This window comes from Micromonospora sp. NPDC049366 (genome assembly GCF_044466625.1).
GTDB lineage: Bacteria > Actinomycetota > Actinomycetes > Mycobacteriales > Micromonosporaceae > Micromonospora.
In genome coordinates this window covers 242,283-264,904 of record NZ_JBITMV010000002.1, presented here as the reverse complement: position 1 = coordinate 264,904, position 22,622 = coordinate 242,283, and the positions used below count along the sequence as shown (strand labels likewise).

18 protein-coding genes are annotated in these 22,622 nt (G+C 72.1%); 11 read left to right on the top strand and 7 right to left on the bottom strand.

Going from position 1 to position 22,622, the window contains the following annotated elements:
* Positions 1–58: 58 nt before the first annotated feature.
* The 5 genes from ACIBTV_RS04775 to ACIBTV_RS04755 all read left to right on the top strand — a co-directional run bounded on the left by ACIBTV_RS04775 (position 59) and on the right by ACIBTV_RS04755 (position 5,221).
* Positions 59–511: a rhodanese-like domain-containing protein gene (locus tag ACIBTV_RS04775; RefSeq protein ID WP_396702413.1), complete on the top strand. Its 453-nt coding sequence runs from the start codon at positions 59–61 to the stop codon at positions 509–511.
* A gap of 440 nt (positions 512–951) precedes the next feature.
* Positions 952–1,377 carry a nucleoside deaminase gene (locus ACIBTV_RS04770; protein WP_396702411.1) on the top strand — a complete coding sequence of 142 codons (426 nt, stop codon included), beginning with the start codon at positions 952–954 and terminating at the stop codon, positions 1,375–1,377.
* A gap of 213 nt (positions 1,378–1,590) precedes the next feature.
* A complete protein-coding gene (locus tag ACIBTV_RS04765) occupies positions 1,591–2,181 on the top strand; it encodes a PadR family transcriptional regulator (RefSeq protein WP_396702409.1) in 591 nt (196 codons plus the stop codon).
* Between the two features lie 2 nt (positions 2,182–2,183).
* Positions 2,184–2,879 (top strand): ABC transporter ATP-binding protein, encoded by a 696-nt coding sequence (locus ACIBTV_RS04760; RefSeq protein ID WP_396702876.1) that lies wholly within the window; start codon positions 2,184–2,186, stop codon positions 2,877–2,879.
* Positions 2,876–5,221, top strand: a complete 2,346-nt coding sequence (locus tag ACIBTV_RS04755; RefSeq protein WP_396702408.1) for an FtsX-like permease family protein — start codon at positions 2,876–2,878, stop codon at positions 5,219–5,221. The genes ACIBTV_RS04760 and ACIBTV_RS04755 overlap by 4 nt, the downstream gene beginning before the upstream one ends.
* Positions 5,222–5,491: 270 nt before the next feature.
* Here ACIBTV_RS04755 and ACIBTV_RS04750 read toward each other — a convergent pair whose 3' ends face one another.
* Positions 5,492–6,910, bottom strand: a complete 1,419-nt coding sequence (locus ACIBTV_RS04750; protein ID WP_396702406.1) for a DHA2 family efflux MFS transporter permease subunit — start codon at positions 6,908–6,910, stop codon at positions 5,492–5,494.
* 108 nt (positions 6,911–7,018) lie between these two features.
* Here ACIBTV_RS04750 and ACIBTV_RS04745 point away from each other — a divergent pair, with 108 nt between their 5' ends.
* Complete coding sequence (locus ACIBTV_RS04745) at positions 7,019–7,579, top strand: TetR/AcrR family transcriptional regulator (protein WP_396702404.1); 561 nt, start codon at positions 7,019–7,021, stop codon at positions 7,577–7,579.
* 170 nt (positions 7,580–7,749) lie between these two features.
* Positions 7,750–11,118, top strand: a complete 3,369-nt coding sequence (locus tag ACIBTV_RS04740) for an endo-1,4-beta-xylanase (RefSeq protein WP_396702402.1) — start codon at positions 7,750–7,752, stop codon at positions 11,116–11,118.
* A 43-nt stretch (positions 11,119–11,161) separates the two neighbouring features.
* On the opposite strand, the gene ACIBTV_RS04735 is transcribed toward ACIBTV_RS04740, so the two are convergent.
* Together ACIBTV_RS04735 and ACIBTV_RS04730 are read right to left on the bottom strand one after the other, a co-directional pair.
* Complete coding sequence (locus ACIBTV_RS04735; protein ID WP_396702401.1) at positions 11,162–11,626, bottom strand: nucleotidyltransferase domain-containing protein; 465 nt, start codon at positions 11,624–11,626, stop codon at positions 11,162–11,164.
* Between the two features lie 144 nt (positions 11,627–11,770).
* Positions 11,771–12,481: a hypothetical protein gene (locus ACIBTV_RS04730; RefSeq protein WP_396702399.1), complete on the bottom strand. Its 711-nt coding sequence runs from the start codon at positions 12,479–12,481 to the stop codon at positions 11,771–11,773.
* A 384-nt stretch (positions 12,482–12,865) separates the two neighbouring features.
* Between ACIBTV_RS04730 and ACIBTV_RS04725 the strand changes: the two genes are divergently transcribed.
* Positions 12,866–13,999, top strand: coding sequence for a DUF1996 domain-containing protein (locus ACIBTV_RS04725; protein ID WP_396702397.1), 1,134 nt, complete (start codon positions 12,866–12,868; stop codon positions 13,997–13,999).
* A 73-nt stretch (positions 14,000–14,072) separates the two neighbouring features.
* Here ACIBTV_RS04725 and ACIBTV_RS04720 read toward each other — a convergent pair whose 3' ends face one another.
* Positions 14,073–15,512 carry a non-reducing end alpha-L-arabinofuranosidase family hydrolase gene (locus tag ACIBTV_RS04720; protein ID WP_396702874.1) on the bottom strand — a complete coding sequence of 480 codons (1,440 nt, stop codon included), beginning with the start codon at positions 15,510–15,512 and terminating at the stop codon, positions 14,073–14,075.
* Between the two features lie 528 nt (positions 15,513–16,040).
* On the opposite strand from ACIBTV_RS04720, the gene ACIBTV_RS04715 reads away from it, so the two are divergent.
* The 3 genes from ACIBTV_RS04715 to ACIBTV_RS04705 all read left to right on the top strand — a co-directional run bounded on the left by ACIBTV_RS04715 (position 16,041) and on the right by ACIBTV_RS04705 (position 20,005).
* Positions 16,041–18,260, top strand: coding sequence for a choice-of-anchor J domain-containing protein (locus ACIBTV_RS04715; protein WP_396702395.1), 2,220 nt, complete (start codon positions 16,041–16,043; stop codon positions 18,258–18,260).
* A 174-nt stretch (positions 18,261–18,434) separates the two neighbouring features.
* Positions 18,435–18,842: a YciI family protein gene (locus tag ACIBTV_RS04710; RefSeq protein ID WP_396702872.1), complete on the top strand. Its 408-nt coding sequence runs from the start codon at positions 18,435–18,437 to the stop codon at positions 18,840–18,842.
* An 8-nt stretch (positions 18,843–18,850) separates the two neighbouring features.
* Positions 18,851–20,005 (top strand): RNA polymerase sigma factor, encoded by a 1,155-nt coding sequence (locus ACIBTV_RS04705; protein WP_396702870.1) that lies wholly within the window; start codon positions 18,851–18,853, stop codon positions 20,003–20,005.
* Between the two features lie 19 nt (positions 20,006–20,024).
* Here the strand turns inward: ACIBTV_RS04705 and ACIBTV_RS04700 are convergent, their stop codons facing one another.
* The 3 genes from ACIBTV_RS04700 to ACIBTV_RS04690 are packed head-to-tail and all read right to left on the bottom strand — an operon-like array spanning position 20,025 to position 22,539.
* Positions 20,025–20,702: a DUF1028 domain-containing protein gene (locus ACIBTV_RS04700; RefSeq protein WP_396702393.1), complete on the bottom strand. Its 678-nt coding sequence runs from the start codon at positions 20,700–20,702 to the stop codon at positions 20,025–20,027.
* Between the two features lie 47 nt (positions 20,703–20,749).
* The gene (locus ACIBTV_RS04695) at positions 20,750–21,412 is read right to left on the bottom strand and encodes a response regulator (protein ID WP_396702391.1); all 663 of its coding nucleotides are present in this window, start codon (positions 21,410–21,412) and stop codon (positions 20,750–20,752) included.
* A complete protein-coding gene (locus tag ACIBTV_RS04690; protein ID WP_396702389.1) occupies positions 21,409–22,539 on the bottom strand; it encodes a sensor histidine kinase in 1,131 nt (376 codons plus the stop codon). Before ACIBTV_RS04690 ends, ACIBTV_RS04695 begins: the two co-directional genes overlap by 4 nt.
* Between the last annotated feature and the right edge of the window lie 83 nt (positions 22,540–22,622).

The following is a 22,622-nucleotide window of genomic DNA, read 5'->3' as shown; positions in this document are numbered from 1 at the left end:
GCGATAGGCGGCAGTCGAGCCACTCCCCGTACACGGCCGCCGTCGGCAGGATCGGGGCATGACGTTCTCCGTACCGCCGGCCGAACCGGCGATCGCCGCCGCCCACTTCCTCGCCCGGCTCACCTTCGAGACCGACGTCAGCGACGTGCACGCCGCGCTGGAGGCGGGCACCCCGGGGCTGGTCGTGGTCGACTCCCGTGGTGACGCGGCCTGGCGGCAGGGGCACCTGCCGGGCGCGCTGCACCTGCCCACCGACACGATCGCCGCCCGAGCCGCCGAGCTGGTGCCGGCCGGCTCCACTGTGGTGACGTACTGCTGGGGGCCCGGCTGCAACGGCGCCACCCGCGCGGCGCTGGAGTTCGCGCGTCTGGGCTTCCCGGTCAAGGAGATGATCGGTGGCTTCGAGTACTGGGCCCGGGAGGGGCTGCCCGTGACGACACCGGAGGGGACCGTACGCCGCCCGGTGGACGCGCTCACCGCACCGCGCGCCGCGATCGCCTGTGACTGCTGAGGGGCGACATCCTGCCCGACCCCGGCCGGGTCGTCGAGGCGTCCCGGCCGGTCAGGGCTGCCCACCGTCGCGTTCGGTAACTGCGCTGATGCGCAGCCCGCCGCACCCCCACGCCCACCAGGTCGTCCCGCACCGCGTGCCGCTTCCCCGTCCGGGCCCCCGCCACCCCATCCCATCGCGTGGACGGCAGGCACTCGCCCATTCCCCACACGGATACCAGCGCCGACCGCACCACCCCAGGTCGGTTCGGTCTGCATCTGGAGGAGACATGGGACGTCAGGAGCCGCTGAGCGGCCGGGCATCCCATCTCGAGTACATCGGCTTCCCGGTCGACGAGGCCGTCGAGCTGTCCGCGCTGCACACCCGGAACTTCAGGTGACCCACCGCGACGCCTGACGGACCATTGAAGACGACGACCACCCCGCGATCCCGGAGGACCGATGACGCCCGACGACGAGACGTTTCTCCGCCGCGCCGTGGAACTGGCCGGCAGGGCCGGTGAGTCCGGCGAGCGGCCCTTCGGCTCGTTGCTGGTCGACGCGGACGGCACCGTCCTGATCGAGGACCACAACACGGTGGTCTCCGACGCGGACATCACCGCCCACCCGGAGCTGAAGCTGGCCCGCTGGGCCGCCCGGGAACTCGCACCGGAGCTGGCCGCCACGACCACCATGTTCACCAGCTGCCAGCCCTGCCCGATGTGCGAGACCGCGATCGCCCGCTCCGGCCTCGGCCGCGTGGTGTACGCCCTGTCCTCGGAGCAGTTCGAGGCGGTCAAGCCGGTGACGCCGCCGCTCCCGCCGGTGCGGTACGAAGGGCCGGCGCTGTTCGACGAGGCGCGCCGGCCGATCGACGACTACTACTAGTAAGTGCTGGCCAACGCCACTCGTTGCAACAGCCTCTGGTTTCCGAGGGCGGTGCCCGACGCACCTGCCCCGGGCTGTCGCCCAGAACGCCCTTCCGCCCTCTCCGCATCCGGCCACACCGCGTGAGGCGTCCTAGGATCCTGCGCAATCGACTCCGAGACGCTTCGGAGGAGAACACACACCGCGTATACACGGCATGTATAGTCCCGACCCATGTCCATCGGTCAGACTTTCCTGGGCCTGCTGGAGAGCAGCCCCCGGCACGGCTACGAGCTGAAACGGCTCTACGACGAACGCTTCGGCCAGGGGCGCCCGCTGCACTACGGCCAGGTCTACGCGACCTTGGCGCGGCTGCTGAAGAGCGGCCTCGTACAGGTCGACGGGGTCGAGCCCGGCGCCGGCCCGGAACGGAAGCGCTACGCGATCACCGCCGCCGGCGTCACAGACGTCGAGCGCTGGCTTCGCGAGCCGGAGAAGCCGGACGTCTACCTCCAGAACACGCTCTACGCCAAGGTCGTCCTCGGCCTGCTCACCGGGCGCGACGCCACCGACATCCTGGACGTCCAACGCAGCGCGCACCTGCGGGTCATGCGCGAGCTGACCCGGCGCAAGACCAGCGGCGACCTCGCCGACCAGCTGATCTGCGACTTCGCGCTCTTCCACCTCGAGGCCGACCTGCGCTGGCTGGAGCTGACCGCCGCCCGACTCGACCAGCTCGCCGCGACGGTGGTCCCCGGCGCGCCCGGCGCCGACGCGACGCCCACCCCGCACCACTCCGAACAACATGATGGGAGCCCGGCGTGACCGTGCCCAGCCCCGGCGAGCAGCCACTGCTCTCCGCCGTCGACCTGCGCAAGTCGTACGGGTCCACCCCGGCGCTCAACGGCGCCACGCTACACGTCCGCGCCGGTGAGGTCGTCGCCGTGATGGGCGCCTCCGGCTCCGGCAAGTCGACGCTGCTGCACTGCCTCGCCGGAATCATCCGCCCGGACGGCGGCGAGGTCCGCTACCGGGACCGGCAGCTCGGCGCGATGTCCGACGGCGAACGCAGCGCCCTACGGCGCAGCGACTTCGGCTTCGTCTTCCAGTTCGGCCAGCTGGTCCCCGAGCTCACCTGCCTGGAGAACGTCGCCCTGCCACTACGCCTGAACGGCTCCCGCCGCCGGGACGCGGAGGGCCGGGCGATGGACTGGCTGGCCCGGCTCCAGGTCGCCGACGTCGCCGGGAAACGGCCCGGCGAGGTCTCCGGCGGCCAGGGGCAGCGGGTGGCCGTCGCCCGGGCGCTCGCCACCGAGCCGCGGGTCGTCTTCGCCGACGAGCCGACGGGAGCCCTCGACTCCCTCAACGGCGAGCAGGTGATGCGGCTGCTCACCGAGGCCGCCCGGCACACCGGCGCCGCTGTGGTGCTGGTGACCCACGAGGCGCGCGTCGCCGCGTACGCCGACCGGGAAGTGCTGGTGCGCGACGGCCGCGCCCGCGAGACCCTGCTGGCGGACCGGTGACCGGCCGCCGATCCGGCCCGAGCTGGGTCGCGGACCTCGCCCTCGGCGCTCGACTGGTCTTCGCCGGCGGACGGCACGGTCTGTTCCGGACGCTGCTGACCGCGGTCGGCATCGGCCTCGGCGTCACACTGCTGCTCACCAGCACGTCGATCACCACCATGCTGGACGCGCGGTCGGAGCGCACCGCCGCGCGCGACGACCAGCAGGTCGGCGACCAGCCGGCGCCGTCCGAGCGGACCCTGCTCGTCGCCGAGGCGGACACCGTGTTCCGCGACCGGCAGGTCCGGGGCCGCCTGCTGCAGGCCGACGGTGCGCGGCCAGCGGTTCCACCAGGGTTGACGGCGCTCCCCCGGCCCGGCGAGCTGGTGGTGTCCCCCGCGTTGGCCGAGCTGCTCCGCTCCCCCGACGGCGCCCTGCTGCGACCGCGTCTCGACCACCCGATCGTCGGCACCATCGGCGACCCCGGGCTCTCCGGCCCGCACGAGTACGCCTACTACCTGGGCACGGACCGGCTGCGGGACGGTGACCCCGGGGTGCTGCGGATCGACCGGTTCGGTGTGCGACAGGACAGCCCCGGGCTCGACGCGGTGCTGACGCTGCTGGTGCTCATCGCCTCGGTGGTGATGCTGCTCCCGGTGGCCGTGTTCGTCGCCGCCGCCGTCCGCTTCGGCAGTGCGGCTCGGGACCGGCGGCTGGCCGCGTTGCGCCTGGTCGGCGCGGATGCCGCGATGACGCGTCGGGTGGCCGCCGGAGAGGCGCTGGTCGGCGCCGTCTTCGGGCTGGTGGTCGGCGTCCTGCTGTTCCTGCCGGCCCGCCACCTCGTGGAGACGTTCAGCATCGCCGGGTTCAGCGCCTTCACCGACGATCTGCGACCGGACCCCGCCCTCGGCGTCCTCGTCGTGCTGGCCGTGCCGGTCACCGCGGTCGCCGTCGCCCAGCTCGCGCTGCGTCGGATCGTCGTCGAACCGCTCGGCGTCGTACGCCGATCCGCCGAGCGCCGTCGACGGCTGTGGTGGCGCCTGGCGATGCCCGTCGTCGGCGTACTCCTGCTGATCCCGCTGGTGGGCGGGATCGACCAGGCGAGCGGCGCCTTCAACCAGGTTCAGGTGGTCGCCGGGGTGCTCCTGCTACTCGTCGGGTCGACCGCGCTGCTGCCCTGGTTGATCGAGGTGGTGGTCCGGCGGATGCGCGGCGGTCCGGTCTCCTGGCAACTCGCCGTCCGACGGCTCCAGCTCGAAACCGAGAGCTCGGCGCGGTTGGTCAGCGGCGTCGCGGTGGCGGTCGCCGGCGGGATCGCGTTGCAGATGCTCTTCAGCGGCGTCCAGCACGGCTACCGGCGCGCCACCGACCAGGACGTGTCCCGGGCCCAGGTGCAGGTGCTGGTGCCCGGGACGCTGACCGGGACGGACGCCGGCCAGTTGGTCGACCGGTTCCGCGCTGCTCCCGGGATCGAGAAGGTGGTGGGGGTCTTCACCACCACGGCGGCCCCGGTCGCCGCGCCCACCGGCTCGGATGACGCGCCGCGACTCCTGCTCCGCATCGGGGACTGCGCGACCCTGCGGGAGTTCGCCACCCTCGACCGGTGCGCCGACGGAGACGTCTTCCGCTCCGTCGACGCCGAGTCGGCGGAGCAGACCGCGCCGAACCTGTCGGCCGGCGAGGAACTGGCAGTCGGGGACGAGGGCGCGCCCGGCGCTGTGCGATGGCGCCTCCCGGCGAGCCTGCCGACGGTCCCGGTCCGGGACGACCCGGGCGGTGGCCGGGCGAGCGCCATCCTCGCCACCCCGGGGGCGGTGGATCTGCCCGCGCTGCGCGTGCTGGAGGCGACGGTCTTTCTCAACCTCGACCGGACGCGGGCCGACGGCATCGAGCAGGCCCGCAACGCCGCGGCGGGCGTCGATCTCACCGCCCGGGTCCAGGCGCTTGAGGCGTTCCAGGAGTCCGGGCGGTTCGGCCAGATCCGCCGCGGCCTGTACGTCGGTGTGACGGCCACCCTGCTGTTGCTCGGCGCCAGCCTGCTCGTCGGCATCCTCGACCAGTTGCGGGAACGTCGCCGCACGCTCGCCGCCCTGGTCGCGTTCGGCACCCGCCGCCGCGTCCTGGGCTGGTCGGTCCTGTGGCAGACCGCCGTTCCGGTGCTGCTCGGGCTGGTCCTGGCACTGGCCCTCGGCGCAGCTCTGGGCGCAACCCTGCTGACCATGGTGGGCGAGCCCGTACGGCTCGCCTGGGCCGACGTCGCCGGCATGTGCGCGCTGGCCGCGGGCGTGGTGCTGCTGGTGACCGCGGCCAGCCTGCCGGTGCTGTGGCGGATGCTCCGCTTCGGCGAACTGCGCACCGAGTAGCGCGGAGGTCCTTCCTGCCGGGCAGGTCACTCCGCCCGGCAGGAAGGACCGGGAGGTGATCGGACGGCCCTCAGTCCGCGCCGAAGATGGCGAACTCGAGGGCGTCCGCGCGCAGCGCCACCTGATGGCAGTGCGCGGCCAACTGTCGGCTCGAGGCGCCCGCCAGGGGCGTGAACGACTGGGTGACGATCTGCGGTACGCCGGTGCCGCCGGCGACCAGCGCGACCCGCCCGTATCCGGGTTGGGCCAGCCCCGGGCGGCGGCGTACGGCTATCGGCCACGTCCGGGCAGGCGGAGCGCGAGGATGGCGCCGAGAGCGACCACGGCGGCGCCGACCCTGACCGCCGCCACGAGGCCGTCGGTGAAGGCCTCGGGGCTGCCGTAGCCACCGTTCGCGACGAAGATCGAGGCGAGCACGGCGACCCCGATCGCGACACCGAGCTCGCGGATGGTGTTCAGGGTGCCGGAGGCGACGCCCTGGGCCTCCGGTGACACGCTCGCGAGAGCGAGGGTGCTGGTCGGGGCGAAGGTCAGGCCCATTCCGACGCCCGCGAGGAGGAACGGGGGCACCAGCGAGGCGTACGCGACGTCGGGGCTGGCGACGATGGCGATCCAGCCGAGTGCTGCGGCCAGCAGGGCCTGACCGGTGACGATCAGCGTACGGGCACCGACCCGGTTGACGATGAGGCCGGCGATGGGGGCGACGACCATCGGGGCCATGGTCCACGGCATGGTCCGCAGCCCGGCACCGAGTGGGCTCTGCCCCTGGGCGACCTGGAAGAACTGTGCGAGCAGGAAGACCGAACCGAAGACGCCGACGGAGAAGGCCAATGTCACCCCGTTGACGTTGCGGAAGCCCCGGGAACGGAACAGCCCCATCGGGAGCATCGGGGTGGGGGTGTGCCGCTCCCAGCCGACGAACAGCACGAGCAGCACGCCACCGGCGATCAGCGCGGCGAGGGTCGAGGCGGCCGTCCAGCCGTGCTCCTGCCCGCGGATGACACCCCAGACCAGGGCGAGGACGCCCGTCGCGGAGAGCAGGAGCCCGAGCGGGTCCAGCCGGGTCGCGGCGGCCCGCGACTCCGTCAGGACGAGCCTGGCGAGCACGATCGCGACCAGGCCGACGGGCACGTTGAGCCAGAAGATCCAGGACCAGTCAAGGCCCTTCACCACGGCTCCGCCGACGACCGGGCCCACGGCGACCCCGAGGCCGCTGATCCCGCCCCAGATCCCGATCGCCGGGTCGCGCAGCCGATCGGGTACGGCGGTGGCCAGCAGCGTGAGTGACAGGGGCATGACGGCGGCGCCGCCGACTCCCTGCAGTGCCCGTGCGGTGATGAGCATCCACGGCTCGGTCGCGAGCGCGCAGGCCGCGGAGGCGAGGGTGAACAGGGCGATGCCGACGAGGAAGAGCCGGCGTCGTCCCATCCGGTCACCGAGCGCGGCGGCGGTGAGCAGCAGCGCGGCGAACGGGAGCGTGTACGCGTTGACGAACCACTGGAGGTGGCCCAGGGAGGCGCCCAGCTCTTCCCTGATCACCGGCAGCGCGGTCGTCACGACCAGGTTGTCCAGGGTGACCATGAACATCGGGATCCCGACCGCGGCGAGCACGGCCGCGAGGGATCGTCTCGTGCCGGCGACGGGCCGCTGGGTCGCGCCGGACCTGGTCGGCTGGTCGAGGGTGGTCATGGTTCTCCTCTCGGGGTGGCCGATCGGCCTGAAGTAGTTATCCACTGATAACAACACCGGACGGTACACTGGTTATCGACTGATAACTAGCGCGAGGAGGAACGCGGCATGGCGCGAACCCGGCTGACCGCCAGCGAACGGGCCGAACAACTGGCGGCCGCCGCCGTCCGGGCCTTCGCCGCCACCGGCTACGTCGGCACCTCGACCGACGATGTCGCCCGCCTCGCGGGGGTCTCGCAGCCGTACGTCATCCGCCTCTTCGGCTCCAAGCAGCGACTGTTCATCGCCGCCATCGAGCACGCCACCGACCGCATCGAGCAGGAGTTCCGGGAGGCCGCCGCACAGCAGGCGGACCTGTCCGCCCTGAGCAACGCCTACGACCGGCTCCTCGCCCGGCACGACCTTCCCGTCCTGTTGCTGCACGGCTTCGCGGCGAGCAACGACCCTGCGATCGGCGCGGTGGTCCGTGAGCGATTCGGTCGCATCTACCGGTTGGTCCGGGAACTCACCGGCACCGACCCCGACGCCGCGAGCACCTTCCTCGGCCACGGGATGCTGCTGACCGTCCTCGCCGCGATGCAGGCCGTCGGGCCCGGCGGGGTGCCGCGGGAGCCGTGGGCGGCCGAGATCGTCAAGGCCGACCCCGCAGGAGCCGACGGCCGCGGGTGACCGCTCCCCCGTCGGCCCGACGGACGGCGGCCGACGCTTGCCGGTTACCGAAAAATTTCCGAAAGGTTTCCGGTAGAGCGATCCACGTCATAACATTCACGCGTCTGGAAGTCCACGGCGATGCCGCACCACCCCCACCACGCCGTCACCCCTTCGCGTAAGGACCCCCGATGCGACTCTGGCACCCGTCCTCCCGAACACCACGCCGGTCGCGACACCTGGCCGGGCTCAGCTGCGCCGCGCTCGTCGCGGCCCTCGTGGCGGCACCCACCCCGGCCGCCGCCGCGACCGTCCTCTCCCAGACCTTCGAAGACGGCTCGTACGCCCCCTGGGGCCCACGCGGCGACGTCACCCTCGCCATCGCCGAGGAGGGCCACGACAGCGCGAAGAGCCTCTCGGTCACCGGACGCACCGCCGACTGGCAGGGCCCGGCGACGAGCGCGACCGCCCTCTTCCAGCCCTCGACGCCGTACTCGGTGACCGCCTGGGTCAAGCTCCCGGCCGGCACCGAGGGCAGCGCCGGCGTGCACTTCACCGTCGAGGCGACCCCGGCCGGCGGCGGCGACACCACGTACACCTGGATCGGTGGCAGCGTCGCCACCACCGCCGACGGTTGGGTCCGGATCGGCGGCGACTACACCCTGCCGGCGGGCCTCAGCTCCGCCACCCTCTACGTCGAGGCCGAGGGGACCACCCCGTTCCTCGTCGACGACGTCGTGGTCACCGGGCCCGACGGCGGCCCCGGCGGGCCGGCGCCCGGCACCGTCGTCATCGACAGCGACTTCGAGGACGGGTTGGACGGCTGGGGGCCACGCGACGGCGGCCCGGGCGCCCCGCGCGTCACGCTCAGCGACGTCGCGCACGGCGGCGCCGCCGCGGCCCTGGTCACCGACCGGGTCAACCAGGGCGCCGGCCTCGGCCGCGACGTGACCGGCCTCCTCGAGACGGGCGTGACGTACGAGTTCCGGGCGTGGCTGCGCTTCGCCGAGGGCCAGCCGGCCGACCAGATCTGGCTCAGCCTCGCCAGCACCTCGGACGGCAGCCAGTCGTTCAGCACCCTCGCCCAGTTCGAGACCGTCAGCAACACCGGGTGGACCGAGGTGACCGGCACCTTCACCATGCCGGCGGCGGACAGCGCCCTGCTCTACCTCGAAACCCGGTGGCAGGGCGCGGACACCACCGGCAACACCAGTGACTTCCTCGTCGACGACCTCGTCGTACGGGTCCCCGAGCCACCGGTCGTCGAGGACCTCACCGGCATCCACGAGACCACCGACTTCCCGGTCGGCGTCGCGATCGACAGCCGGGAGACGGTGGGCGCCGCCGCCCAGCTGCTCACCCGGCACTTCAACCAGATCACGCCCGAGAACCACATGAAGCCCGAAGCCTGGTACGACGACACGCGCGCCTTCCGCCCGCACGACCAGGCGCTCGCCCTGATGGACTTCGCGCGGGACAACGACATGCGGGTCTACGGTCACGTGCTGGTCTGGCACAGCCAGACCCCGGCCTGGTTCTTCCAGGACTCCGCCGGAGCGCCGCTGACCACCTCGGCCGCGCACCAGCAGGTGCTGCGCGACCGGCTGCGCACCCATATCTTCGCCGTCGCCGGGTCGCTCAGCGAGCGGTACGGCCGGTTCGGCTCCCCCACCAACCCGCTGTACGCGTTCGACGCCGTCAACGAGGTCGTCAGCGACAGCGGCGAGTACGCCGACGGCCTGCGCCGCAGCGAGTGGTACCGGATCCTCGGCGAGAGCTTCATCGACCTCACCTTCGCGTACGCGGACGAGGCGTTCAACGACGTCTACGCCGTCGAGGGCGCCGACCCGGTGAGCCTCTTCATCAACGACTACAACACCGAGCAGAGCGGCAAGCAGGCCCGCTACCGGGCCCTGGTCGAGCGGCTGCTCGCGCGCGGCGTACCGGTCGACGGAGTGGGCCACCAGTTCCACGTCTCGCTGGCCACCCCCGTGGACAGCCTGAACACCGCGCTGGAGGCGTTCGCGGACCTGCCGGTGACCCAGGCCGTCACCGAACTCGACGTCACCACGGGCACCCCGGTGACCCAGGCGAACCTGATCGAGCAGGGCTACTACTACCGGGACGCCTTCCGCGTCTTCCGGGCACACGGCGACGACCTCTTCGCGGTCACCGTCTGGGGCCTCACCGACGGACGGTCCTGGCGGGCCGGCAGCGGCGCGCCGCTGCTCTTCGACGACACCCTGCGAGCCAAGCCCGCCTACCACGGTGCGGTCGACGGCGAGCTGTCCGCCCGGCTGCGGACCGCCAACGTCTTCGCCGGTGACGTGCCCCTGACCGCCGCCGCCACCACCGACCTGACCTGGCGCAAGCTCCCGCTGCACCCGGTCGGGGAGCGGGCCCGGTTCCAGCTGCGCTGGGCGCCGGACCACCTGACCGCGTACGTCACGGTCACCGACGCGTCCCCCTCCGCCGACGACCGGGTCACCTTCGTCCTGGGCGGCGAGACCTACCAGGTCGCCCGCAACGGCAGCGGCGCGGTGCCGGCCGTGGCCGCGGCCCGGGACGGCGGCTACCACCTGGTCGCCCACCTGCCGCTGACGGACGCCACCCGGGGCGACACGCTCACCCTGGACGTGCGGGTCACCGACGACGGCGCCACCTCCGGTTGGAACACCCCCGGCGCGGTCGGCACCCTCGCCCTGGTCGAGGAGCTGTCGTACCTGGAGGTGGTCCAAGCGGCCAAGGACCCGGTCATCGACGGCGCGGTCGACCCCGGCTGGGCCCGCGCGGGCGTGGTGACCACGGCCAAGCAGGTTTCCGGCACCGGCGGCGCCACCGCCACCGTCCGTACGCTCTGGCGGGGTCAGACGCTCTACGTGCTCGCCGAGGTCACCGACCCGGTGGTCGACGTATCCGGTTCGGACCCGTGGACGCAGGACTCGGTCGAGGTCTACGTCGACGCCGGCAACGCCAAGAACGGCCCCTACCGCTACGACGACACCCAGATCCGGATCAACGCCGACAACGTCGTCTCCTTCGGCACCGGCGACGAGGCGTTCCAGGCGGGCCGACTGCGCAGCGCGGTGGGGCGTACGGCAACGGGCTACACCGTCGAGGCGGCGATCAGCCTGCTGGAGTACGGCGGCCTCGACACCTTCCACGGCCTGGACTTCCAGGTCAACGACGCGTCGAACGGCAACCGGACCGGGATCCGCAACTGGGCCGAGCAGGAGGGCGCGGGCTACCAGAGCACCGCCCGGTGGGGTGTGGGCCGGCTGGTGACGGGCGCCAACGTGGACGTCGCGGTGCAGCGGTTCACCCAGTGGCCGTCGGACAGCGGTGGCGGCTACTGCGCCACCATCACCGCCACCAACCGGGGCACCCAGCCCGTCGAATGGCACGCCGTCGTCGACCTCGAAGGCGACATCTACAACGCGTGGAACGTCGAGCGGGAACCGATGGGCGGTGACAGCTACCGGATCAGCGGCGTGGGCTGGAACCGGGTCCTCAAGGCCGGCGCCAGCACGTTCAGCATCGGGTACTGCGCGAACCTGTGACACCCGGTGACGGCCACCGCCACCGCCCCGGTGGCGGTGGCCGTCACCGGCACGCGGCCGAGAGCGCGGCCAACCGACCCGCCGGATCATGCAGGATCCGGTGACCGTCACTGACGACCCGGCGGGTGCCCGGGTCCACCGGATCGGTGTCTGCCCAGCTCAGCGGGGCGATCCCCACCTCGACGTCGAGTCCGGACGCACGGCGTACCCGGATCTCCCGGACCGGCCCCCACCGCGCTGACCGGACGACCTGGCCGTCGAGCAGTGCCGTCCAGACGCTCGCCCTCGCGTGGCCCGGGTTGTCGCTGAGAACCACGATGTCGACGTCCGAGTCCATGCGCGCGGCACCGCGTGCGAAGGAGCCGACGAGCAGCACTCCCCCGACGTCCGCGCGCTCCACCGCCCACGCCGCCACCAGGGCGACCACTGATTCGACGTCCCGCGATCGGTCGGCTGTCACCACCCGGTGAAGTCTGGCACCCGCCCCGGCCGGGCAGTCATCCGACATGTCGGTCTGATGGCTGCTTCGGCCGCCGCATGCCCCGGTGGTGGTGATCCCGGTCACCTCCGCCATCCGGCCATTGGCGGTCGCCGAGGTCGGACGGCAGGGTCGGGGTCGGCGTCATCTCGCCGACCTCGTCGTTCGAGCAGGTCAGGAGCGTTCGTTGCCCGCCCACCGGCGTCCCCGCCAACCCCGTTCGGCCGCGCTGCCCGTCGCGACCGGAGCCCTCGTCGCACTGCTGCTCGGTGGAGCGGGCGTCGGTTTCGCGATGATCGGCGACGCCGGGACCGATTCCGGCGGGGCGCCGCCGGCGCGAGCCGGCGGGGCGCCGCCGGCGCGAGCCGGCGGCACGCCGCCGGCGCGAGCCGGCGGCACGCCGCAACGGTGGCCGGCGCCGGCCACCCCCACGCCGGGACTTCCGGCGACACCCGGCGCGGACGTCGTCTCCGGCCGGACTCCCGCCGACATCGCCCCACCGACCGTTCCGGTGGCCCAGACCGAGTCGCTGCCCCGGCCGAGCGCCGACCCGACGACCGCGCACCCCGCGACCGGCGCACCGAAGCCGACGGCCACCCGCCCGACCACCAGACCACCGACCGCGACGCCGACGGTGCGCCCGACACCCGCACCCACCGGCACCCCCTCGTCGCCGCCGCCCACCAGCACTCCCAGCCCGTCCGGCAGCCCCACCTCGCCTCCGCCCACACCTGATCCGACCCCGTCGGGCGGCACGCCGGAGCCGAGCAGCCCGACGCCCAGCGGCTCCCCCTCGACCAGGCCGGCGTCGCCACCGGCGAGCCCCACGGGTACGCCGACGCCGGACGCCTCCTGACGGTCACCGCCGGCGGAGCGGCGCCCCACGCGCAGGATCCGTTCGGTGTGGTGGCGCGGTGCGGGAGGTCGCCGGGGAGACAGGCTCCGAGGTCGGTCCCGGTCGACGGAAAATTGTGCGGCGGAAATGGTAATCCGATCGCGGGGAAAACGTCGCGGAGATAGCGGAGCGGTGTTTCGGCGACATTCAGCCGACCCGTTCGGCGCGCTCTCTTAAGGAACGATTAAAGGCCTGTCAGGCGCGACGAAAAAGCGCCTAACATACCTGGGCCGTGGCCGTCCGGCCGGCTTTGTCGTGCCTTGCGCTTCCCCTGGGAGAGTTCCGTGTCGTACCCCTCGTTCGGTCAACCCGCCGCGAGCCCGCCGCCGTCACGCCCGGGTCCTCTGGCGCGGGCCGTCCGAAGCTGGTGGGGCATGGCCGCCGGCGCGGCGGTCGCCGTGACGGTCGTCGCGGGCACGGCCGTGTACCTGGCCGACGCTCCCACCGCTGGCGAGACGACGAACGCCGCGAACGCGCTCGCCGACGGCGCACCGCCGACGGCGCTGGCGGGGCCGGTCGGCTCGTCGGCGGCCACGTCCGCGACGCCGTCCCCCGCCGCGTCCCCGTCCGCGAAGCCGTCGACCTCGGCGGGCCCGTCCGCCGCTGCGAAGCCGGTCGCCAAGGGCGGCTGGATCCCGGTCGACCCGGCGGCCTGGAAGGCGCAGGCCGACACGTACAAGGCCATGAAGACCGACCCCGTTCCGGCCGGTGTGGGCAATCTTCCGGAGTTCCGGGCGGACTGCCAGTACAGCCACCGACGGCCGGACGACCCGATCGTCGCCCCCGGCTTGCCGGGGGCGTCGCACATGCACTCCTTCGTCGGCAACAAAGGTGTGGACGCGGACACCGTGGCCGAGGATCTGATGATGTTCACGGCCAGCACCTGCAAGCCGGCGCAGGACCACTCCGCCTACTGGGTGCCGACGCTCTACGACAACGCCACCGGCAAGCCGGTGGAGACCACCGGATTCCGGGTCTACTACCGCTCCCTGCGGAACAACTCGAGCGGCCAGATGCCGATGCCCAACGGCATGCGGATGATCAGCGGTGACGCCAAGAAGAAGGTGCCGACGCCGCGGGGCGCGAGCGGCCAGTTCTACTGCGCCCACTACGGGCCCGGTGACCTCGACGGCATTGCCCGCAGCACCAACGGCAACTGGCCGATCTGCGGTGGGAACGCCACGCTGCACTTCATGATGCAGTTTCCGGACTGCTGGGACGGCAAGCACCTGGACAGCCCCAATCACAAGGCCCACGTGGCGTACGGCAGCAACGAGGGCTGCCCGTCCAGCCACCCGGTGCGGATCCCGGCGATCACCTTCGACATCCAGTACGGGGTGAAGGGCACCCCGGCGGGCTATTACCTCTCCTCCGACAAGGAGGGGAAGAGCGCGTCGTCGATGCACGGTGACGCCTTTGTGATGTGGGACGTCCGCACGATGAACAAGCAGACCAAGAACTGCATTCTGCAGCGCAAGACCTGCGACAACGACGGCTACGACGGGTAGCCGGAACGGGGGCGGGCCCGGCCGTGTGCCGAGCCCGCCCCGTTCGCTGCGCTGGTTCGGGTGTCCAGCCCCGTCAGCGCTGCAGTGTCAGCAGTCCCGGCCGGTAGGGCAGGAGGCCGTAGTCGCCGCCGGAGTTGGGCGAGCGACCCTGGTAGAGCAGCTGCAGGTTGCAGGGATCCACGGTCATGGTCTGATCGGCGTTACTGCGGATCAGCTCGCCGTGGCTGATGTCGTTGGTCCAGGTGGCGCCACTGTTGGCCTTGCCGGCGAACGGGTTGCTCTCGGTCGCGGCCTGCGGCGTCCAGGTGCCGCCCAGGCTGGTGGCCGTGAACGAACGGAAGTAGCGACCCTGCGACCCGATCGCCTCGACCAGCATGAGGTACCGGTTCTGGCCCTGGAGCTTGTAGACCTGGACGGCCTCGAACAGGTTGTTGGTCGTGTCGCTCATGATCACCGTCGACGTCGAGCCGAAGTTCCCCGGGAAGTTCCCGATGGGCATGGTGGCGCGGTAGATCTTGCCGTTGTCCCCGGCGAAGAAGAGGTACATGGTCGTGCTGTCACCGATGAGCGCCTGGTCGATGGGGCCCGTCCCGGAGCCGGAGATGGTCCCCGTGAAGAGCGCCTGCGGTGACGACCAACCGTTCGGGTTGGTGGGGTCGGTCGACGTCCGGTAGGAGAACGCGGGTCCACCCCACTGGTAGGCCAGCACCCAGAGGTTCCTCGGCGCGAAGTAGAAGAGGCTGGGCGCGACCGTCGCGGAGGACATCGTGTTCTGGCTGGCCGAGGCCATCTCGGACCAGTTCGAGAAGAGGCTGAAGTTCATCGAACCCCACGTCGTCCCGGTGTCGTGCGTCGTCGCGTAGACGAGGTGTCGGCCGTTGTAGGGGGCGTAGGTGAAGTCCTTCAACGACACCCATCCCGACTTGGGCGTCGCCAGCGGGCCGGTGGAGCTCCAGCGGTACGTCGACGGCAGGTTGCACGTGCCGGGCGGCGGCGTGGTGGGGTCGCCTCCGCCGTCGACGCGGACGAGTTGCCATTGCTGGTTGGGACCGTTCCAGTCGTCGTACTGCACGATGTTGCCGCCGTCGGCGGTCGAGGCGCCCTGCACCTCGACCACCTTGTTGCTGTTCCGGTTGATCAACCGGACGTAGCCGCTGTCGGAGTCGGCCAGCCGGAACTGCTGGTTGGTTCCATTGTGGTCGGCCCACTGCACGATGTTGGCGCCGTTGGCGGTGGAGAAGTTGTAGACGTCCAGCACCTTGCCGGACAGGCGCGACTTCAACCGGTAGTAGCCGCCCCCGGAGTCCACGAACTGCCACTGCTGCTGGTTACCGTTGTTCCGGGCCCACTGCACGATCCGCGCGCCGTCGTTGGTCGCCAGGTTGTAGACGTCCAACGCCTTGCCGCTGTTGCGGTTGACCAGCACGTACCAGGCGTTCGTGTCGACCGTCGCCGCTGCGGCGGGTGTCGACACCACCGCCGCGGTGGCACCACCGATCACCAACGCCGCCATGCCGGCGACGACGAGCCGCAGCACCGACCGACGTCGTGACGTTATGATCGATGATGGTCTATGGATGACAGACATGTTCCTCCTCCAGTGTCCGAGAGCCGAAGGTCTGCCCAGAGGGGCTGGGCGCACCGGGACGCGCGGCCGGGTGCGTACGTGGGGAGCGTTAGCGCTGACAAGGCCGGTGCGGGTGCTGGCGCGCGTCCGATTCGAGGCTGACGAAGCAGGCTTGCCCGGTAAGCCGAGTGCCGTCACCCTCGACATCGACTGTGAGCGATAACATGTCCGTAGTCAAGTCGCAATATTGCGGGCCGAGACCGGGTGGCGCTCCCCCGGCGGTCCCGCCACCGAGGACCGACGGGCGACGTGGCCGGGCGGGATCTGTTCAACCGACACCGGCAGGAACGCAGTGGGATGGATCATGAGCCGGTTTTGTTGCCACGACAATGAAACCGGCGGTACGAAGATCACTGTCATCCCGGTGCATGGATCGCAACCCGTTCACCGGACCCGTCGACCCCAGGGGGGCACATGGCACGCAGCCGGATCGCCGCTGCCGCAGCCATCTCACTCGTCATACCGTTCCTGACCGTCCTTCCCGCGTCCGGAGCGGTGGCCGCTCCCGCCCAGCCGACCGCGCGGAACGACCGGCCCGGCGACGACACGCGGGAACTCACCCGCAGGAACTTCACCCTCGACGGCCGCAAGGTCGAGACGCCGGCCCGCTACCAGCCGCGTGCCCAGGCCCGGTCGGGGACCCAGGCCACGGCGCAGACGCCGGCGGTCGGCACCGTTCGCCAGTGGCTCGGACTCGACGACACCATCGGCAACTACTACCGCAAGAACTACACGCTGCGGGGCGTCGGCGAGAACATCGAGGTGTGGGTCGCCACCGACCTCGCGTTCCCGGCGAACGACTGTCGCAACCAGGTCGCCACGACCACGCAGATCACCGACGCACAGGTGCAGAACTTCGTCCACGAGTTCGACACCACCATGTATCCGAAGGAGACCGCGGCTTTCTCCCGGCCCCCGGACCGGGACGGCAGCAACGCCCAGGTCGGGCCGGACGCCAACGGCAACGGCGGCGTCTACACCGGTGCGGGCAACAGGACCGTCACCCTCGTCGACAACGTCCGGGACGACAACTACTACCAGTTCCCGGCCGCGCCGACCTACATCGCCGGCTTCTTCTCCCCGCAGCTCAACGAACTGTTCGACCGCAACGTGATGACCATCGACGCGTTCGACTGGCTGCACCGCACCGGGGCGAACCCGCCGGACGAGCCGACCGACGACCTGTGCACCAGTCGCCCGGCCCGCCCGCACACCTACGAGGGCACCTTCGCCCACGAGTGGCAGCACCTGGCGCAGTACTACGCCGACCCGTCCGAGGGCGTCTGGCTCAACGAGGGCCTGTCCGACTTCGCCCAGACGCTGACCGGCTACGTCGACACCCGGGCCACGGTCTACGACCGCGGCGCCGACGGCCACCTCTACTGCTACCAGGGCTTCGGCACCGTCAAGACGCCGTACAACGCCAACCCTCGCGACTGCGGCGGCCCGGAGAACTCGCTGAACCTGTGGGGCGAGAGCCCCAACCCCAGCGCGTTGCTGGCCGACTACGGTAACGCGTACTCGTTCATCCAGTTCCTCTACGACCGGTACGGCCTGGACATCGTCCACCGCCTGCACAACGACGGTGACCTCCAGGGGCTGGCCAGCGTCAAGAAGGCGCTGAAGGCCGAGGGCGCCACGGACATGTACGAGGTGATCCACGACTACCAGACCATGACGCTGGTCGACAAGATCGTCGGAGACGCCAAGCTCGGGATCATGCTGGGTGTGTCGAAGAGCCGGGTGACCAGCAAGAGCCTGCGCTCCACCGTCAACCTGGAGAACCCGGCCGCGTACGCCACCCCGGGCGCGGCGCCCAACGGCGCCGACTACGTCCCGCTGCGGAAGGCCAACGGCACGCTGCTGCGCGGCTCCGACCTGCGGTCGCTGTCGTTCCAGGGCAGCAAGACCCTGCCGGCGCTGCCGCTGGCCTGGACCGTGGTGAACAACGACCCGGACCGCGCCGGCAACCCGGTCCTGTTCTCCGGCAACGGCAACAACACCGATGCCGCCGCCGTCACCAAGGTCACCGTGCCGACGGCCGACCCGACGCTGCGCTTCGTCGCCAAGTACGGCGCCGAGTTCGGCTTCGACTACGGCTACGTCACCGTGTCCACCGACGGCGGGGCCACCTACACCATCGTCCCCGGTGACAAGACCGTCGACGGGCCCCTCGGCCCGGGCGTCAACGGCACCACCAACGGGTTCGAGGCCCACAGCTACGACCTGTCCGCGTACGCCGGCAAGTCGGTGCTGCTCGGCTTCCGCTACGTCAGCGACGGCGGCGTCAACGAGGGTGGCTGGCTCGTCGACGACATCACCGTCGGCGGCACCGTGGTCAGCGACGGCGGCAGCCTGACGCCGTTCGACTCCCCCACCGAGATCAAGCCGACCCCCGTCGCGAACTGGAACCTGCGTCTCATCGGCCTCGACGAGAAGCACTCGCGCGCCTGGCAGTTCGAGTTCGACGGCAAGTCCGCGCTCACCCTCAACCGGGTCCAGCTGGCCCTGCTCAGCATCTTCCCCAAGGTCGTCGCCGTGGTCGCCTACGACGAGCCGACCGAGCAGGTCACCCAGTACGCGCCGTACACCCTGAAGGTCAACGGCGTCGTCCAGCCGGGCGGCGCCGCCTGACCTGTGCCCCCGCGGCCGTCAGGGCACCTGTCACCCTCGTTGGCAGGTGCCCTGACGTCAGGAGCGGGCTGACCACCAACTCGACCCGGACGGCGATGTCGAGAACGCGTGGCTGGCTTCGTCCCCCGGGTGAAGGTGACCAGAATGGGTCGCCTCCGCACCGAGGGGAACACGATGGCCAAGTACCTGCTGCTCAAGCACTACCGTGGCGCTCCGGCCGCGGTCAACGACGTGCCCATGGACCAGTGGACGCCCGAGGAGATCACGGCGCACGTGGCGTACATGCGGGACTTCGCGACCCGGCTCGAGGGGACCGGCGAGTTCGTCGACGGGCAGGCGCTCGCCCCCGAAGGGACGTTCGTGCGGTACGACGGTGAGGGGCGCCCCCCGGTCACCGACGGCCCGTTCGCCGAGACCAAGGACCTCATCGCCGGCTGGATGGTGATCGACGTCGACAGCTACGACCGGGCGATCGAACTGGCCGGCGAACTGTCGGCCGCGCCGGGCGCGGGCGGGAAGCCCATCCACGAGTGGCTCGAGGTACGCCCGTTCCTGACCGAGCCGCCCACCATCACGGAATGACCTCTCCCATGGACGAGGCTCTGCTCCGGCGTCTCACGCCGAGCGTGCTCGCCGTCCTCGTCCGCCGCGGAGCAGACTTCGCGGCGGGCGAGGACGCCGTGCAGGACGCGCTGATCGAGGCGATTCGCGTCTGGCCGGACGACCCGCCGAAGGATCCGAAGGGCTGGCTGGTCACCGTGGCGTGGCGCAAGTTCCTCGACGCGGTTCGGGCCGACACGGCCCGCCGCCGGCGCGAGGGCCTGGTCGACGACCAGCCCTCGCCGGGGCCCACGTCAGCGGTGGACGACACCCTCCAGCTCTACTTCCTGTGCGCCCATCCGTCGCTGACGCCGTCGTCCGCGGTCGCGCTCACACTCCGCGCCGTCGGCGGGCTGACCACCCGTCAGATCGCCCAGGCCTACCTGGTGCCCGAGGCGACCATGGCGCAGCGCATCAGCCGGGCCAAACGGACCGTCTCCGGCGTACGGTTCGACCAGCCCGGCGACGTCGCGACCGTGCTGCGCGTGCTCTACCTGGTGTTCAACGAGGGCTACTCCGGCGACGTCGACCTCGCCGCCGAGGCCATCCGGCTCACCCGGCAGCTCGCGGCCGCCATCGACCACCCCGAGGTGGCGGGGCTGGTCGCCCTCATGCTGCTGCACCACGCCCGCCGCGCCACCCGGACCGCGCCCGACGGGCGGCTGGTGCCGCTCGCCGAGCAGGACCGCGGCCGGTGGGACACCGGGTTGATCGCCGAGGGCGTCGCGATCCTCCAGGCGGCCCTCGCGCGCGACCGGCTGGGCGAGTTCCAGGCCCAGGCAGCCATCGCCGCGCTGCACGCCGACGCGCTCAGCGCCGAGGAGACCGACTGGGTGCAGATCGTCGAGTGGTACGACGAACTCGTCCGCCTGACCGACAACCCCGTCGTCCGGCTCAACCGCGCGGTCGCCGTCGGGGAGGCCGACGGACCACGCGCCGGGCTGGCGGCGCTCGCGGCGCTGGACCCCGCCCTGCCCCGGCACACCGCGGTGGCCGCGTACCTGCACGAACGCGACGGCGACCGGGCGACGGCGGCCCGGTTGTACGCCGAAGCCGCGCACCAGGCGCCCAACCTCGCCGAACGCGACCACCTGTGGCGTCAGGCCGCGCGGCTCAACACCACCCGCTCCCGCCCCGCCCCGTGACACCGGGGTGAAGCGGGTGCTAGCCGAGCGCCCGGCGGGCGGCCTCCCCCATCGGGTCGTCGCGGCTGGGGAGCCCCCGGATGGTCGGCACCACCTCGTCCCGGAAGACGCCGTGCAGGCGACGCAGCTCCCGCGCCGGATGATCGGCGTCGTCGACGCGCACGTCCCACAGCGGGTACGGCTGGTCGGCGACCACCGTCACCGTCGCCGACCGTGCGCCGTGCCGGTCTCCGCCGGCCCCCTCGCCGGCCTCGATGGCCAGCACGAGCCGCTCCGCCAGGTCGAGGTCCCGACTCTCCTCGAACACCCGGACGATCTCCGCGAGGATCTCCGGGCCGACCAGGCGGTTGCCCTGCGCCGCGTAACCGGGCCCGGTCCGGTGACCGGCCCAGTACAGCGCGCGGGACCCGGTGTGCGCGTACGAGCGGCCCTCGCGGTCGACCATGCCGACCTGGCGCACCTCCCGACCGGGGTCCCGGGCCAGCAGCTCGGCCAGGACGTCCCCGGGCGGGCGACCCTCGGCGAGCAGCGGCAGACCGTCGTAGGCCAGGAACGGGTTGGGGGTGGCCTGGGTCGCCACCGCGCCGGCGCCGGCGCTGACGTACGCGACGAGCTTGCCGACGGCCGGTCGGGCGGTCAGCGCCCCCACCCCGAGCTGGCCGGTGCGCGGACACCGTGCGGCGATCGAGAAGGTCACGTCGGCACGTACCCGGACGAACGGACGACATGCCCGGCACCGTGGTGTCATCGGCGGCGCGGCGTGACGAGACCCGACTCGTACGCCCAGACGACCAGCTGGGCGCGGTCGCGGCAGTACAGCTTGGTCATCGCCCGGTTGACGTGGGTCTTGGCGGTCAACGGGCTGATCACCATGCGCTCGGCGATCTCGTCGTTGGTGAGCCCTCGGGCGACGAGCTCGACGATCTCCTGTTCCCGGGCGGTCAGCACGTCCCGGCCGGCCGCCGGTTCGGGCGCCGGTGGGCCGGCGACGAACTCGCTGATGAGCGTGCGGGTCACCGCGGGGGCGAGCAGCGCGTCGCCGCGCGCCACGACGGCGACGGCCTGCAGCAGCTCGGTCGGCTCGGCGTCCTTGAGGAGGAACCCACTGGCGCCGGCGCGGAGGGCGGCGAAGACGTAGGAATCGAGCCCGTAGTTGGTGAGGATGAGCACGCGCACGGCGGTGAGGGCGGGGTCGGCTGCGATGCGGCGGGTGGCCTCGATGCCGTCGAGCCCCGGCATCTGGACGTCCATCAGCACGACGTCCGGCCGCAGGCGTCGCGACAGCTCGACGGCCGACGCGCCGTCGGCGGCCTCGCCGACGACCTGCAGGTCGTCCTCGGCGTCGAGCAGGGCCCGGAACCCGGCCCGCATCAGGGCCTGGTCATCGGCGAGCAGCACCCGGATCACGCCGGGCCCTCCAGCGGGAAGGTGGCCTCGACGCCGAACCCACCGCCCTCGCGGGCGGAGGTGTGCAGGGTGCCGCCCAGCCCGGTGACCCGTTCGCGCATGCCACGCAGGCCCACCCCCGGGGTCGTCGGCCGGGTCGACGATGCCCGGCCGTCGTCGGTCACGGAGACGGTCAGCTGCGCCGGGGCGTACTCGACGTGGATCCGCGCGGTGGCGGGGCCGGCGTGGCGGGCGACGTTGGTGAGAGCCTCCTGGACCACCCGGTAGCCAGCCTGGTCGACCTCGACGGGCAGGTCCTGCGGCTGGCCGGTGACGGTCACCTGCACCGGCACCCCGGCCGCTCGGGTCCGTTCGGCCAGCTCACCGACGCGGGCCAGCCCGACGTGGTCGTCGTCGGAGGGCGCGCGCAGGGTGCCCAGGGTGGCCCGCAGCTCCCGCATCGCGGCACCACTGGCCTCCTGGATGGCCAGCAGCGCGGCGGGCGGCTCCTCGCCCTTCTTACGGGCCAGGTGCACGGCGATCCCCGCCTGCACCTTGATCACCGAGATGCTGTGCGTCAGCGAGTCGTGCAGGTCCCGGGCGATGCGCAGGCGCTCCTCGCCGGCCCGGCGCAGCGCCATCTCCTCGCGGGTGCGTTCGGCCTCGGCCGCGCGCTGCTCGACCTGTTCGAGGTACGCCCGGCGCTGCCGGGAGATGAGCCCGGCGACGTTCGCCGCCACGAACCAGCCCAGCAGCAGGGCGGTCCGCTCGGCGATCTGCTGCCCGGGCCGGCCGGCGGGCGCGACCGAGATGTCGCGGGCCAGGAATCCGGCGAGGAAGACGAGGCTGGCCAGGACGGCGGGTACGCGGTGACCGCGCCAGGCGGCGACGTAGACCGCGCCGAGGACGGGGAACGCGGCGGACACCCCGGAGTGGACGCGGACGTGGAGAGCCAGCATGGTGGCGGTCACGGCGATCAGCGCCACCACCGGATGGCGCTGGCACACCGCCAGGGCGGCCGCCATGACCAGCACCAGGGCGACGTCCACCGGCCGCACCGGCCCGGCGTCGGGCGCGATCGCGGCGTTGCCGACGAGGAGGACGGCGAGGGCGAGACCGCTGAGGGCGTACGGCAGGTCGCGACGCATGAGCGCACTGTAGAACGCCCGTCACCGGCGGACATCCCCCGTCGGCGGTAGGTGCGGCGTACCGCGGACGCGGTATCGCCGGC